This window comes from Neochlamydia sp. EPS4 (assembly GCF_000813665.1).
Lineage (GTDB): Bacteria > Chlamydiota > Chlamydiia > Chlamydiales > Parachlamydiaceae > Neochlamydia.
In genome coordinates, this window is sequence record NZ_JSDQ01000026.1 from 1 (window position 1) to 14,213 (window position 14,213).

13 protein-coding genes are annotated in these 14,213 nt (G+C 39.6%); 5 read left to right on the forward strand and 8 right to left on the reverse strand.

Annotated features, from left to right (window positions below; all coding sequences use genetic code 11):
* The first annotated feature begins 1,099 nt into the window (after window positions 1-1,099).
* From DB42_RS10210 to DB42_RS11105, 4 genes are all read left to right on the forward strand, one after another.
* Window positions 1,100-1,375 carry a hypothetical protein gene (locus DB42_RS10210; RefSeq protein WP_130589656.1) on the forward strand — a complete coding sequence of 92 codons (276 nt, stop codon included), beginning with the start codon at window positions 1,100-1,102 and terminating at the stop codon, window positions 1,373-1,375.
* The gene (locus tag DB42_RS10215; RefSeq protein ID WP_052354543.1) at window positions 1,344-1,652 is read left to right on the forward strand and encodes a leucine-rich repeat domain-containing protein; all 309 of its coding nucleotides are present in this window, start codon (window positions 1,344-1,346) and stop codon (window positions 1,650-1,652) included. The genes DB42_RS10210 and DB42_RS10215 overlap by 32 nt, the downstream gene beginning before the upstream one ends.
* A gap of 672 nt (window positions 1,653-2,324) precedes the next feature.
* Window positions 2,325-3,251, forward strand: coding sequence for a leucine-rich repeat domain-containing protein (locus tag DB42_RS10220; protein ID WP_052435899.1), 927 nt, complete (start codon window positions 2,325-2,327; stop codon window positions 3,249-3,251).
* Window positions 3,252-3,332: 81 nt separating this feature from the next.
* Window positions 3,333-3,491 carry a hypothetical protein gene (locus DB42_RS11105; protein WP_130589658.1) on the forward strand — a complete coding sequence of 53 codons (159 nt, stop codon included), beginning with the start codon at window positions 3,333-3,335 and terminating at the stop codon, window positions 3,489-3,491.
* Between the two features lie 602 nt (window positions 3,492-4,093).
* On the opposite strand, the gene DB42_RS01615 is transcribed toward DB42_RS11105, so the two are convergent.
* The 6 genes from DB42_RS01615 to sctJ all read right to left on the reverse strand — a co-directional run bounded on the left by DB42_RS01615 (window position 4,094) and on the right by sctJ (window position 8,768).
* Window positions 4,094-4,978 (reverse strand): EscT/YscT/HrcT family type III secretion system export apparatus protein, encoded by an 885-nt coding sequence (locus tag DB42_RS01615; RefSeq protein ID WP_044881444.1) that lies wholly within the window; start codon window positions 4,976-4,978, stop codon window positions 4,094-4,096.
* Between the two features lie 97 nt (window positions 4,979-5,075).
* Window positions 5,076-5,357: a type III secretion system export apparatus subunit SctS gene (gene sctS / locus DB42_RS01620; protein WP_042241710.1), complete on the reverse strand. Its 282-nt coding sequence runs from the start codon at window positions 5,355-5,357 to the stop codon at window positions 5,076-5,078.
* A gap of 10 nt (window positions 5,358-5,367) precedes the next feature.
* Window positions 5,368-6,255: a type III secretion system export apparatus subunit SctR gene (sctR, locus tag DB42_RS01625; RefSeq protein WP_232044353.1), complete on the reverse strand. Its 888-nt coding sequence runs from the start codon at window positions 6,253-6,255 to the stop codon at window positions 5,368-5,370.
* Entirely contained in the window at window positions 6,248-6,904 is a 657-nt protein-coding gene (locus tag DB42_RS01630) for an HrpE/YscL family type III secretion apparatus protein (RefSeq protein ID WP_042241705.1), read from the reverse strand. Before DB42_RS01630 ends, sctR begins: the two co-directional genes overlap by 8 nt.
* Window positions 6,901-7,764 (reverse strand): hypothetical protein, encoded by an 864-nt coding sequence (locus tag DB42_RS01635; RefSeq protein ID WP_044881445.1) that lies wholly within the window; start codon window positions 7,762-7,764, stop codon window positions 6,901-6,903. Before DB42_RS01635 ends, DB42_RS01630 begins: the two co-directional genes overlap by 4 nt.
* Window positions 7,765-7,775: 11 nt before the next feature.
* Complete coding sequence (gene sctJ / locus DB42_RS01640) at window positions 7,776-8,768, reverse strand: type III secretion system inner membrane ring lipoprotein SctJ (RefSeq protein ID WP_080502670.1); 993 nt, start codon at window positions 8,766-8,768, stop codon at window positions 7,776-7,778.
* Between the two features lie 622 nt (window positions 8,769-9,390).
* Here sctJ and DB42_RS01645 point away from each other — a divergent pair.
* A complete protein-coding gene (locus DB42_RS01645) occupies window positions 9,391-10,764 on the forward strand; it encodes an MATE family efflux transporter (RefSeq protein ID WP_044881446.1) in 1,374 nt (457 codons plus the stop codon).
* A 100-nt stretch (window positions 10,765-10,864) separates the two neighbouring features.
* On the opposite strand, the gene DB42_RS01650 is transcribed toward DB42_RS01645, so the two are convergent.
* Both DB42_RS01650 and DB42_RS10225 read right to left on the reverse strand, forming a co-directional pair.
* Window positions 10,865-12,694, reverse strand: coding sequence for a leucine-rich repeat domain-containing protein (locus DB42_RS01650; RefSeq protein ID WP_052435900.1), 1,830 nt, complete (start codon window positions 12,692-12,694; stop codon window positions 10,865-10,867).
* A gap of 296 nt (window positions 12,695-12,990) precedes the next feature.
* A complete protein-coding gene (locus DB42_RS10225; protein WP_052435901.1) occupies window positions 12,991-14,199 on the reverse strand; it encodes a leucine-rich repeat domain-containing protein in 1,209 nt (402 codons plus the stop codon).
* Window positions 14,200-14,213: the final 14 nt, after the last annotated feature.

The window sequence follows — 14,213 nt, forward strand, 5'->3', positions numbered from 1 at the left end:
CCTGGTGGGGAAGAATACTTAAGCCGAGAAGAAATCAAGCACTTGCCTCTAGGAAAGAAAGGAGAGCTTTTTAGAGATTGGATTGAAGAAAATTGTAAAAGCATCACGGCTTTGGATTTATCTAGAGCAGGCTTGACTTATTTACCCTCAGAAATAGGCCAATTGTCTCAGCTGCAAACGCTTGAATTAAATCAAAACCAGCTCACCAGTCTGCCTACAGAAATCGGGCAGTTGTCTGAGCTGACACGGCTTAACTTAAGCCAGAACCAGCTCGCCGCTCTGCCTGCAGAAATCGGGCAGCTATCTCAGCTGCAAGGGGTTAACTTAAATCAAAACCAGCTCACCAGCCTACCTGCAGAAATAGGTCAATTGTCTCAGCTGCAATATCTTTTCTTAAATCAAAACCAACTCACCAGTCTGCCTGTAGAAATTGGGCAATTGTCTCGGCTGCAAAAGCTTTACTTAAGCGAAAATCAGCTCACCGCTCTGCCTATAGAAGTCGGGCTACTGTCTCAGCTGCAAACGCTTGAATTAAATCAAAACCAGCTCACCAGCCTGCCTACAGAAATCGGGCAGCTGTCTCAGTTGCAATGGCTTTACTTAAATCAAAACCAGCTCACCACTCTGCCTACAGAAATTGGGCAGCTGCCTCAACTGCGATGGCTTGACTTAAATCACAACCAGCTCACCAGTCTTCCTGCAGAAATTGGGCAATTGTCTCAGCTTATCATACTTAAATTAGCGGAAAATCCTTTGAAGGATATCGCCGAAAAAATAAGGCAGCGCTTTCAATTGTAGAATAGCAAGTACTTTTTAAATTGGGGTGGGCTAAAATGAAATAAGAAACTTTTAACCACCTTATCTTTAAAGAAGTAATCCGCACTTAAATCAAAACCAGCTCACCAGCCTGCCTGCAGAAGTGGGTCAATTGTCTCAGCTGCAAAAGCTTGAATTAGCGGAAAACCCTTTAAAGGATATCGCCGAAAAAATAAGGCAGCGTTTTCAATTGTAGAATGGCCATAAGTACTTTTAAATCGGGGTGGGCTAAAATGAAATAAAAAACTCTTAGCCATCTTATCTTTAAACAAGTAATCAGCACATAAATCACAACCAGCTCACCAGTCTGCCTACAAAAATCGGGCAGCCATCCAAGTTGCAAAAGCTTCACTTAAGTGACAACCTGGTTAACACCCTCCCTATAGAGATAGGTCAGCTATTCCAGGTTAAACACCTTAACTTAGATAATAATCAGCTTGGCTCCCTTCCTATAAAGGATTGGGCAACTATCAAAGCTGCAACAACTCCACTTAAGCAACAACCTGCCTTCCATCATTCCCATAGAGATGAGTCAATTATCGCAGCTGCAAAGCTTTGACTTAAGCATCAACCAGCTAACCATTATCCCTAAAGAGGTAGGGCAGCTATCCAAGCTACAATACCTGGACTTAAGCAAGAACCAACTTACCACCTTTCCTACAGAGATAAGGCAGCTTTCTCAGCTGCAAGAACTTGACTTACACGACAAACAGCTTACTACTCTTCCTGCAGAGATAGGACAGCTATTGCAGCTGCAAGTGCTTGACTTAAAAAATAATCAGCTTATCTTTGTTCCGATAGAGATAGGGGCAGATATCAAAGGAATTAGATCTTGATCTAAAGGGAAATCCATTAAAAAGTATTCCTGAGGATATAAGGTAATGGCTTGGCCTATAACTTGAAAAGTTTGTATCTGGATCACTTAGCTTGTTAAAAGGAAGATAGTGATAAGATTAGAAGATTTTAAAGATATAAAGAACATGTGGCCCCTTATAGGGGCCTAGCAGCTAAAGATAGGTTTTCACTTACAGTAGGGCAAGAGAATTTTGAGCAGATTTGGGTATATTTTCATTGTATGTTTAGAGGCAAAAAGTAGGTAAAATTTTAAAAACGATGCTTAACATTTTTTTTCATGTCTCATTCTCGTTCACATTTTCTTAACGACTAAAAATTTGTATAAACCTTAAAGAGGTCCTGCGCGGTATAAGAATTAAAACAAGACACCAAAAAGAGCCGTTTTTCTCAAACAAGGCAAAGAATCAATCTCATTCTTTTAGCCAAGCCAAGACTGCCGCATCACTTAATCCCCAAAACCCGTGGCTGCTCCTAAATGCTTGGAAGGTCTCCCCCCTTTCCTTAAATCTGTCTAAAAGTAAAGCGTGGTAGATCATTTATGAGTTGCTTTTCATTGATAAGAGCACGAATTCATTTGACTTGCTTTTTTAATTTTTTATATTGTCTTTTAAAAACAAAAATAATAAAAGGTCATCCCTACCCAAGGAAATAAAATGCATCCTATCTCTTCGGCCTCTATTGAAAGCTTGCCCAATGAATTGCTGCTCCCTATCTTAGAGGCTTGCGTAGTTCCTTCCTTATTTAGCGTCTGTAAAAGATGGCATCATCTGCTAGCTTCTGAAGTCATGCCCCCTCTTTATAGACAAATAGGTAAAGTGCATGTTCCCCAAGGAAATGTTAAGGAGCAGGCTCTTATTGTAGATAGGATTTATAAGCTAGAAGAAAAGCTTTCTGAAGCAGCAAAGGTAAATGCAATCTTTAAGCAAATCTTTACTTTAGCCAAGTCTTTTTCTCCTTTGGAATTTAAAGAGAAAACGGAAGAAAAAAGAGGCTTAACGCTGGCTAATTACTCTTCTTATCTCTTAAATATTAATCGCCTTTTACTTTGGAAAAAACTTCCTGGTGGGGAAGAATACTTGAGCCGAGAAGAAATTAAGCACTTGCCTCTAGAGAAAAAAGGAGAGCTTCTTAGAGATTGGATTGAAGAAAATTGTAAAAACATCATGGTTTTAGATTTATCTAAAGCAGGCTTGACTTATTTACCCTCGGAGATAGGCCAACTGTCTCAGTTGCTACAGCTTATCTTAAATCAAAACCAGCTCACCGCTCTGCCTACAGAAATAGGGCGATTGTCTCAGCTGAAAGGGCTTTACTTAAATCAAAACCAGCTCACCGCTCTGCCTACAGAAATCGGACAGCTGTCTAAGCTACGATGGCTTCAATTAAATCAAAACCAGCTCACCGCTCTGCCTGCAGAAATCGGGCAGCTGTCTAAGCTGACACGGCTTCAATTAAACCAGAACCAGCTCACCAGTCTTCCTGCAGAAATCGGGCAACTGTCTCAGCTGCAAACGCTTGAATTAGCAGAAAATCCTTTAAAGGATATCGCCGAAAAAATAAGGCAGCGTTTTCAATTGTAGAATGATTGTAAGTACTTTTTAAATTGGAGTAGACTAAAATGAATAGCAAACTTTTAGCCATCTTATCTTTAAAGAAATAATCTGCACTTAGATCAAAACCAGCTCATCAGTCTGCCTGCAAAAATCGGGCGGCCATCCAAGTTGCAAAAGCTTCACTTAAGTGACAACCTGGTTACCACCCTTCCTATAGAGATAGGTCGGCTATCTCAGGTTAAACACCTTCATTTAAACAGCAACTAGATTATCATTCTTCCTATAGAGATAAGCCAGCTATCCCAACTGCAATTGCTCTTCTTGTAGAACAACCAACTTACCTTCCTTCCTACAGAGATTGGGCAGCTATCAAAGCTGCAAAGACTCCACTTAAGCGACAACCTCCTTGCCATCATTCCTATAGAGAGGAGTCAATTATCGCAGCTGCAAAGCTTTGACTTAAGCATCAACCAGCTAACCATTATCCCTAAAGAGGTAGAGCAGCTATCTCAGCTGAAATACCTTTACTTAAACGACAAACAGCTTACCTCCGTGTCCACAGATATAGGGCAGCTACCAGAATGGCTAACTATTAACTTAGAGGGAAACTTCCTAGAAAATATTTCAATGAAAGTAAAGCAACGTTTTAAGCTGTAATTGAAAAGGCTGCTGTCTTCATAACCTATAAAGTTAAAAGAGCATTTGGTATTCTACGATAAATGTGTTCTTTATTAAGTAGATGGCTTTCTTAGCATAACCTTACCCAATGAAAATAAACGCTTTAAAAGCCTTTTATACTCAAGAGTTCTCTGCCAGGCTATGTATTAACCGCTCACCTGTTTTTGAAACCGGGATTTTCAGGCGAAAAGTCATGATACTATTGCTCCCACCTCATTAAATCCACTCACGCTCCCTTTAATCGTTCTTAGCATGTTGATCACTTCATTTATCCATACATAGCCTTGCTTAGCCATTTCTTCATTCAGCATTTTCCAGCCTACACATACAATTAATAGGGCTAATAATGATTTTAAAGGCATGCCTAAAAAAGTAATTTGAACTTGCGGGGCTAGGCGGTTAGCAATTCCTAAAAAGAAGTCTGTCATCATAATCATGATTAAAGCAGGTGATGCCAAACGAATACTGATGACCATTATTTTATTTAGCAGGGCAATCTCGTTCGCCCAGAATACTGAGGATCGTTCAAAAAATTTGGAATTGATAATTTGATCAGCAGGAATCACTTCATAAGAAGTAAGGATAGCCTCCATGAATAAAAAAGGACCATCGATCATAAAAAATATCCAAATCATCACGTAGTTGAACAACGTTCCTAGAGGTGAAGATTGATTTTGAATGGTCGGATCATTAACCATTAAACTGGCTCCCCCCCGCTGGTGATCAATAATAATGCCAGCGCTTTGCACAATAACAAAAGGCAAGCTAATGAGGAAGCCTATGATTGTCCCTACAAACAGCTCTTTAAATATTAAAAAAACTAGCTTTAGGTTGAAATCAATTTTATGGGTAACTAATAGCAGTTGCGGTAAAAAGATGATAAAGAGACCAATCCCTAGAGCCACCTTTGCAGGCTGAGGCATCACCCTTGCTCCAAAAAAAGGTGATTGCACAAGAATAGGGAAAAAGCGTGAGAGGAATAAAAAGAAAAGCGCAACAAAAGAGAGCAATCCCCCTTCGGTATTGAAGGCGCTATTTAAAAATAACGCTATAAAACTGTCAGTAGCTTCAGCCATTATGAAATTCTTATATTTTTTGTCTCTATCTTAACGAGTAATCTTTAGAGGCTAAATAAAACCACGGGAAAGTGCAATTGTGTTTACAAGTTGTTTATCACCCTTGAGAAGCTAAACTCCACTGTGCAAAGTGGGAAAATATATCCCCTGCAAACTCCATGATTTGAGCTCCCAACCATCCACCTAAAATCATCAAAGTAAGCGTTACCGCCACCAATTTTATAGTAAATGATAAAGTCTGTTCTTGAATTTGTGTGGCTGCCTGAAAGATCGCTACGATCACCCCAAAAAACATACTCACCAAAATGGGTGGTGCTGAAAGGATAAGAATCAGCAAAAGAGCATGATAAGCAAGCTGTATAACCTGTGTTTGAAACATAATCTGATCCTTAGCGGAAAGTGTTTACCAAGCCTTCAATTAACATCGTCCATCCATCTAGCATTACAAGTAAAAATAATTTTAAAGGCATAGATATGGTTACGGGAGATAGCATCATCATACCCATCGCTAATAAAACGTTCGATACGACTAGGTCTATGACAAAGAAGGGAATGTAAATGAGCACTCCTATCTCAAATGCATCTTTAAGCTGGCTAGTAATATAAGCTGGCACTACAATCATAAAATCATCAGGCTTTAGCGTGGGTCGATAATTATCCGGTAAAACGCGATAAGCCATACGGTAAAACAAGGCATGATGCTTAACAGAAGAGTTTCTTTTCAAAAAATCACGCAAAGGCTCTCTCCCTGCTTCCACTAAAGCCATTATATATGCAGAAGATCCTGCAGAAATAAGGGATTCTGGAGCAGCTTGCTGGTTAACCACCTGCATCGAGGCATCATACATCTTTAAAGCCGTAGGATACATCACATAGATACTCAGCATGAAAGCAACCCCGTTGATCACTTGATTGGGAGGCGATTGTTGGACACCAAGCGCACTACGCAAAAGCGACAAGACGACGACGATTTTCATAAATGAAGATAAAATCATCACTATAAAGGGCAGCATAGCCAAAAGAGATAATACCGCCGCCTGAGTAATCAAGGAAGGTTTTCTAAAATTATCAAACCGTATATCCAGCTCTTTTTCTGCAGGGGTTTTCTCGCCGGGCCTTACTACAGCTTTTCCAGCTTCTATCGAAGTGGTACTCCGAGGAGGAGAACTTTGGGCCCAACATTCAGGAGAGATCATACATAATAGAGCTAGTACTAACATCCATGACAGACAGTTTAAAGAAAATAAACGTTTAATAATTGCTTTAGTTTTAGCCATGCCCCTGTGCCGCCTTCTCATGTTGTTTCATCATTCTATCAAAAGCATTTTCAATAATACGCCATTGATTTTCAAGCTGGGCATTGATAATACCCCCTTCCGTCTCAATAATACATCCGCCCGATTCAATATCTGCACGTTCTCGAATTATCAACGTTTCAAGACTTTCGAAGAGATCTTTAACTTGCTGGCGATTTTTCTCTAATGCTTCAAGATCTTTTTTGTTTACGTAAATGGTGATTTTTTTGTGTGTTACTACCGCTTTTAAGCTATTGCTAACAATATCTACAACCGCAGTCTCGGATAGCTCCAGCTCTCGGCCGACAATCTTCTTAGCAGCTTTTAATGCAATGGGTAAAGCTACTTTTTCTGTTTCATGACGTACATTTATAATCTCTTCTTCCACTTTAGCTATTTGTTCTACCCATTTCTTAAAACCTTCCTCAAATCCTTCTTTTTGCGCCTGCTCCTTAAGTTTTTCGATTTCTTCAGCTACTCCTTGCTTATACTTGAGGGCATCTTTTTTTACTTCTTCCATGAGTTGGTAAGCTTCCAATGCTTGCGAAAACTCTTCAGCAGGAATAACACGTGTTTCTGGAGCTACATGAACGCCATTGCCATGGATCAGGGAAAAAAATTTCTTTTTCACATTTCACTCTTCGGTTTTAAAAAGTTCATAACATTTATCACTTGTTGGATAAGCACCGAAGTTACAGCAGGGCTACTCGGTAGTTTATAGTGTTTTTCTATAATAGCGCTACGCCCTATATCCAATTTCCTTAGCAAGTACCACATAAAATGAGAGTGAGTGCCGCTTAAAGCTTTTCCTAAGCGGTAAAGGCCTCGCTGGTGAATCTTTCGTTGTAGCTCAGTGCTCTCTCCTTTCCATTTCTGCAGATCCATTTTAGCAGCAATGAACCTACTTTTTTGATGTAAGCAGAGACGAACAAACTGTATTTTTTTACTGTCTAAACATGCATAGACTTTTTGTAAGCTTTTCTTGTCTACCACATGACGCAATTCTTCCGCTAAATCATATAAACCTAAAAAATCAATTAAGTAAATAATTTCCCTACGCGATAAAGCTAGCAATATGGATAAATCTTGCTTGGGCAAAAAAGCGGGCGAAAGAATTTCAGTTTGCTTAACCTGATCGTATAGCTTCCTAATAAAAAATGCCCTCGCAGGCTTAGGCATGAACACAGAAGGGTCACTAATATTTAAATATTTTTTTAAGCTAGCGGCCAAAGGATTAGGCAATGCTGAGACCATAAGGTTTTGAAGATGAGTAGGGAACTTTTGGACATAAGGGGCTACCCAAGAATAATGGATTTCTTTAAGAAATTCATGCGGCTTAACAAAGATAGGATCTACATCTGCCGTAATTATTTGATGTTCAATAATTTGCTTTGCTTCATTTTCTGGCAACCCCTTAAGAAATTCTTGAGATGTCTTAGGATGAAAGCGATTTAGCAAAATACGTATGAGAATTTGGGTTTTGGTATGCATAGTAAAGAGCCTTATGTCTCATCAACATCTTTATCAACCAAACCTTTATCTTCCGAGGAATTTTTATCTTCCGCAGGTTCTTCAGTGTCCTGGGTTTTCTCTTCTTCAGGAAGCCCAATTTTTAATGGTTGAAGATGAAACAGTTCTTTAAAACCCCCATGCCTTTTTAATAAAGGATAAATCTTCCAGGTTAACCAAATTAAACACACAGCCATAAGTAAAAGAAGAAAAGAAAAAGTAAAGAACACTACTCGAAAACGTGTCACCGACTCCTTGGCTAAAACAATTGTCCAAATGCTCACATAAGATTTCTCTTCATGCTCGCCCGATAAGAATGAGGTAGATAGATCGCTTCCACGTGCTCTATCAGAAATGACCGTTACATCATTGAAATTTAACCCTGTTATACTTGCGGCCACTAAACGTTTGATTTTGGTAATTAAATGACTATTAGGATCATCTAACACCCCATTATGTTTTACATATACAGAAGCTGTGATTTTGCCCTTAGTTTTCCCTGGGCTTAAAGGGTCTTCCTCAGGAAAAGAAAGCTGAACCTCTGCATCTAAAACACCATCTATCTTACGTATAACGCTAGCAATCTGCTCGGCTAGTCCAGCCTCATAACGGATTTTATCCTGTCTTTCAGAAGGCACTAACCCTACATTAGAAAAAATGGAAAGTAGATTTTGACTACGCTTCCTTGGTAAGCCAGCTTGGTTTAGCAAGGCCATGGCTTGAATAGCATCTTTTTCATTTACGCTTACATCCCATAAAACTATTTTAGAAGCACCCGTTCCTCCCCCTGTAGATTGCATCTTATTGGCATTGATTCCTTTGCTTTCTAGAAACACAAGAATTTCATTAGCTTCTCTTTCATCTAAACTATTGACAATTGTCTTTTGCGACTCGCAACTAGTGAATAGAAAGGAAGAAGCGATGAGAAGTGAATAGGCAAAAAAGCGTAACATTTGATGGGAAGCTAAAGTAATGAGGTTATACATGTTTATATCTCAATTTTGTTATTAAATGCATCCTAGCATATTGATATATTTTTGCTATACTTTCTTTCTTGCAAAAAATGAAATCAAGCCTCTCCTTAAGATAGAGCTTTATCAAGCTAGGCTTACTTTGATTAAAAACCCTAGGCAATTACAACCTTATTGTCTTCATATAAAATTTGGAGTGTCCTTCTAGCATTTTTCCAATTTTCGACACGACAAGGTTATTTAAATATTCTTAAGTCAACAAGCTTATCACTAAAAGTGATAGATTTAAAGAAAGCAAGAAGCTTTTTCTATTTTTCTTGTTTTTATCCTAAAAACCCCCTCTTACTTGCTGCTCAATTGAAGGCTAAGGAAAAAAACACCTATTTCCTCTTTAAAGCTTACCAAGGAATTTAAATAATTTATTTAACCTATCTACCTTCCTCTATCTTTTTCATTAAAAGCTTTCTTCCTACCTTTTAAAAAACAAGGAGACTTTTCTCAATAAAAATTGTTTACAATCCCCTGCTCATTTGTTATGGTATCTGCCAAGAAGCCTTTTTACTGATGTAATCTCTTTCTTTATGACCATTTTTAATTTTACATAAAATTTAAAATACCTTTGCTTTCATAAGGTCCTATGGCACTTACTAAATATCAAGAAGGCAGCTTTCGAGAGCTTTTTTCTATCTCTTTGCCGCTCATGCTTTCCTCTTTTTCCATGATGCTCATGCTTTTTGTCGATAGGTTACTGTTAGCCCATTATTCTACAGCCGCCCTCAATTCTGCTGTCAATGCTTCTACTTTAGGGTGGGGATTACTCTTTGGATGGGTGGTGCTAACCAACATTACTGAAGTTTTTGTTGCTCAATATCACGGTGCTCAACAGCTTAACCGTATGGGTGAGCCTGTTTGGCAAATGATCTGGCTTTCCCTCTTTTCTTTCCTTTTCTTTATTCCTATGGCTATATGGGGAAGCGAATGGTTTTACGGTTCTTCCCCAGAAACAGCCATGGAAAGAACTTATATGCGCTGGATGCTATTATTTGGCCCCACTTTTGCTGCTTATGCCGCCCTCAGTGGCTTCTTTGTAGGGCAAGGCCAAACTAAATTGATTACTCTTTTAGCGATTGGTGCCAATATTATTAATGTCTTCTTAGATATCTCTCTTATTTTTGGCATCGAGGGAGTGGTGCCTTCAATGGGCATCCTGGGGGCAGCTATTGCCACAAGCCTAGGATCTTTATTTCAGATGCTTGTCCTCTTTTACTTTTTCCTTAAAAAAGAAAATAGAGAAAAAAAGGGAACAGGAAATTTTTACTTTCGCCCTTTAGCTTTTTGGCAATGTTTTAAAATTGGTTCTCCAGGAGCAATGTTTGCATTAATAGAAATCATGGGTTGGGCAGCTTTTTATCAGATGATGACAAGGTTGAGCGAAGTACATATTACTATAGCAGGAATTTGCCAAAGTCTATTTATGCTGCTGCTTTTTTTTGCAGAAGGAGTGAGTAAAGCTGCTACCACTATCTGCGGAAACCTTATTGGTGCTAAACGCACCTGGTTTATTTCTCATGTATTAAAGGCCGGTATACGTATTCATCTACTTTTTTTATTGGTTATTTCTACCCTGTTTGTCTATTTTCACCCTCTGCTTATCGACCAATTTCTCCCTTATGCTACACCTGAATATAGGGCTTTTATTGAAATAAAACTTATGAATTGTCTATATGCTACTCTCATTTATGTATTCTTCGAAGGCATTCGCTGGTTGCTATCAGGAATTTTAACAGCAGCTGGCGATACTACATTTTTATTAATTGCAGGATCCTTAAGCGTATGGATACTGATGGTTGTTCCTGTTTACTTCTTTGTAGTAAAAATTCAAGCTTCCGTAGAAGTGGCGCTCTATTTCTGGCTTCTCTTTAGTATAGGATCAGTGATCATCTACTATTGGCGCTATGCCTCTGGCCTATGGAAAAGCAAGTCTATTATCCTAGAAAAGCCTGTCTTATAGGCAGAACAGCCAACAAAAAGCTAACAAATCCTTCCTTACTCCTTCAAGCATAACTTTTTCTATTTCTTTATCCTTAATTAACTTACAAGACAAACAAAGTTTACAATCTAAAGTGCTGTTTTAGTTCACTAGGAATACTTTTCAGCGGATTTCCATCTAACTTAAGATTTAACCGTTTAGGTAGCTGCTCTATCTCTACAGGAAGAGAGGTAAGTTGGTTATCGCATAAATCAAGCTTTTGCAGTTCAGAAAGGCACCCCATCTCTGCAGGAAGAGCGGTAAGCTGGTTGCCGCTTAAGTGGAGCTCTTGAAGTTTCGATAGCTGTCCTATCTCCGCAGGAAGGGAAGCAAGCTGGTTGCTGCCTAAGAAAAGGCCTTGTAGCTGAGACAGCCGCCTTATCTGTGCCGGAAGGGAGGTCAGCTGGTTGACCTGCAAGTAAAGATTTTGTAGCTGTGAAAGCTGCGTTACTTCTGTAGGAAAGGAATTTAGCTGGTTGCCCCTTAAGTGAAGTACTTGTAGCTGGGTAAGTTGCCTTATCTGTGCAGGAACAGAGGTCAGCTGGTTATAGTCTAAGTAAAGTCTCTGTAGCTGGGAAAGCTGGCCTATCCCTACCAGAAGAGAAGCAAGCTGGTTGCTCCTTAAGTTAAGTGTTTGTAGCTGGGAAAGCTGCCCTATCTCTTCTGGAAGGTTAGTAAGCTGATTAAAGTCTAAGCGAAGATGTAGCAGCTGGAAAAGCTGCCCTATCTCTGCTGGAAGGCTGGTAAGCTGATTAAAGTCTAAGTGAAGATGTAGCAGCTGGAAAAGCTGCCCTATCTCTGCTGGAAGGCTGGTAAGCTTGATATTGCTTAAGTAAAGCTCTTGTAGATTAGAGAGCTGCCCTATCTCTGCTGGAAGGCTGGTAAGCTGGTTGCCGCTTAAGTCAAGTAAGCGCAGCTTAGAAAGGTGATTAATCTCTGCAGGAAGAGACGAGAGGCGGTTGCCGCTTAAGTAAAGGCTTTGCAGCTGGGAAAGCTGCCCTATCTCTGCAGGAAGAGACGAGAGGCGGTTGTCGCTTAAGTAAAGGCTTTGCAGCTGGGAAAGCTGCCCTATCTCTGCAGGGAGGCTGGTGAGTTGGTTGTTGTCTAAAACAAGTTTTAGCAGCTCGGCAAGCTGCCTTATCTCTGCCGGAAGGTTGGTAAGCTGGTTATATTGTAAGTGAAGAATTTGCAGCTGGGAAAGCTGCCCAATCTCTGCAGAAAGGCTGGTGAGTTTATTGTGGTTTAAGACAAGGTTTAGCAGCTGGGAAAGCTGCCCTATCTCTGCAGGGAGGCTGGTGAGTTGGTTGCCACTTAAGTCAAGGTCTGTCAGTTGAGAAAGCTTCCCTATCTCCGCAGGTAAAAAGGTCAAGCCGATCCTACTTAAATTAACTGTTGTGATCCCTTTGCCATGGTTTTCAATCCACTCTCTGAAAAACCTCCCTTTTTTTACTAAAGGCAAATACTTGATTTTTTCTTGGCTTAAGTATTCCCGTCCACCAGGCAGTGCTTTCCACATTAATAGACGATTAATATTTATAAGATAAGAGGTATAGTTAGCCAGCGTAAAACATTTCTTTTCCTTGGTTCTCCATTTAAATTCTAGCTCCATAGAAGAATGTGAGCTAGCTAAAGCAAAGATTTGCTTAAAAATTGCCTTGGCTTTTTCTCCTTCACAAAGCCTATCCTCTAGCTTATAAATTTTATCTAAAATAAAAGCCTGCTTGCTAATATCTCCTTGAGGAAAGTGCATTTTACCTATTTGCTTATAAAGAGAGGGCATTACCTCTGTGCTCAACAGATGTCGCCATCTTGTGCAAACGCTAAATAACGAGGGGCTAGCACAAACCTTTAAGATAGGGACTAGCATTTCATTAGGCAAATGCTCGATGGTGATAGAAGAGCTAGGATTCATAGTATAGCCTCTTTAAGATGTGTACATGTTTTTAGTCGCTTTGTAGAAGTATCGTCTATACATGAAAAAAACAAAATAAGCAAAAAAATGGTAGAAATCAATTTTCAATATTTAAGTGTTGAATGTGAAAGAGTATAAAAAGCTGGAAGAAATTCTTCCTGAACTTTAGCAAAAAAACAGAGCTTTAGATCCTATGCCTTTATATTAAACCAAAGGCTTTTTATATCTTTAAAGCTTCTGAGCCTGCCAATTTGCCCTTTTAATGTTATAAATGATGAAGATAGATACCTTTTCAGCTACGACCCAAAGCGTTTTTCTAGTTCATTAGGAATAGTTTTCAGCGGATTTCCGTCTAGCTTAAGATTTAGCCGTTCAGCTAGCTGCCCCATCTCTGCAGGAAGGGTGGTAAGCTGGTTGTTCTCTAAGTAAAGCCTTCGTAGCTGCGAAAGCTGCCCTATCTCGACAGGAAGAGAGGTAAGCTGGTTGTAATTTAAGCTAAGCGTCCGCAGCTGCGAAAGCTGTCCTATCTTTGTCGGAAGGGAAGCAAACTGGTTGCAGTCCAAGCAAAGGCTTAGCAGCTGAGAGAATTGCCCAATCTCTGCAGGAAGAGTGGTCAGCTGGTTTTGGCTTAAGTTAAGCTCTTGCAGCTGAGATAACTGCCCAATTTCTGCAGGCAGAGCGGTGATCTGGTTTTGATTTAAGTAAAGCCATAGCAATTGCAAGAGCTGTCCCAATTTTGTCGGAAGGGAGGCAATCTGGTTAGTGCTTAAAATAAGCGCTTTAAGCTGTGAGAGCTGTCCTATTTCTGCAGGAAGAGTGGTGAGCTGGTTGCTGCTTAAATAAAGAGCTTCCAGCTGAGAGAATTGCCCAATCTCTGCAGGAAGAGTGGTCAGCTGGTTTTGGCTTAAGTTAAGCTCTTGAAGCTGAGATAACTGGCATATTTCTGGAGGTAAAAGAGTCAAGCCGATTCCTCTTAAGTTTACTATCGTAATCTCCTTGCCATAGTTTTCAATCCACTTCCCAAACAGCTCTCCTTGTTTTTCTAAAGGCAAATACTTAATTTTTTCTTGGCTTAAGTATTCCCGTCCACCAGGCAATGCTTTCCACATTAATAGACGATTAATATTCATAAGATAAGAGGCATAGTTAGCCAGCGTAAAACATCTCTTTTCCTCGGTTCTCCATTTAAATTCTAGCTCCGCAGGAGCAAGAGATCTAGCTAGAGCAAAGGTTTGCTTGAAGATTGCTTTGGCTTTTTCTCCTTCAGAAAGCCTATCCTCTAGCTTATAAATTTTATCTAAAATAAAAGCCTGCTTGCAAATATCCCCTTGAGGAAAATGTATTTTACCTATTTGCTTATAAAGAGAGGGCATGACTTCAGTAGCTAACAGTCGTCTCCATCTTGTACAAACGCTAAATAACGAGGGGCTAGCACAATCCTTTAAGATAGGGGCTAGTATTTCATTAGGTAAATGCGCGATAGTGATAGAAGAGCTAGGATTCATTATACGGCTTCCTT

Excerpts from the sequence above, each read along its gene's own strand:
- DB42_RS10215 (WP_052354543.1), top strand. The coding sequence starts at position 1,344 with ATGAGTCAATTATCGCAGCTGCAAAGCTTTGACTTAAGCATCAACCAG.
- DB42_RS10220 (WP_052435899.1), top strand. The coding sequence starts at position 2,325 with ATGCATCCTATCTCTTCGGCCTCTATTGAAAGCTTGCCCAATGAATTG.
- DB42_RS01615 (WP_044881444.1), bottom strand. The coding sequence starts at position 4,978 with ATGGCTGAAGCTACTGACAGTTTTATAGCGTTATTTTTAAATAGCGCC.
- sctS (WP_042241710.1), bottom strand. The coding sequence starts at position 5,357 with ATGTTTCAAACACAGGTTATACAGCTTGCTTATCATGCTCTTTTGCTG.
- sctR (WP_232044353.1), bottom strand. The coding sequence starts at position 6,255 with ATGGCTAAAACTAAAGCAATTATTAAACGTTTATTTTCTTTAAACTGT.
- DB42_RS01635 (WP_044881445.1), bottom strand. The coding sequence starts at position 7,764 with ATGCATACCAAAACCCAAATTCTCATACGTATTTTGCTAAATCGCTTT.
- sctJ (WP_080502670.1), bottom strand. The coding sequence starts at position 8,768 with ATGTATAACCTCATTACTTTAGCTTCCCATCAAATGTTACGCTTTTTT.
- DB42_RS01645 (WP_044881446.1), top strand. The coding sequence starts at position 9,391 with ATGGCACTTACTAAATATCAAGAAGGCAGCTTTCGAGAGCTTTTTTCT.
- DB42_RS01650 (WP_052435900.1), bottom strand. The coding sequence starts at position 12,694 with ATGAATCCTAGCTCTTCTATCACCATCGAGCATTTGCCTAATGAAATG.
- DB42_RS10225 (WP_052435901.1), bottom strand. The coding sequence starts at position 14,199 with ATGAATCCTAGCTCTTCTATCACTATCGCGCATTTACCTAATGAAATA.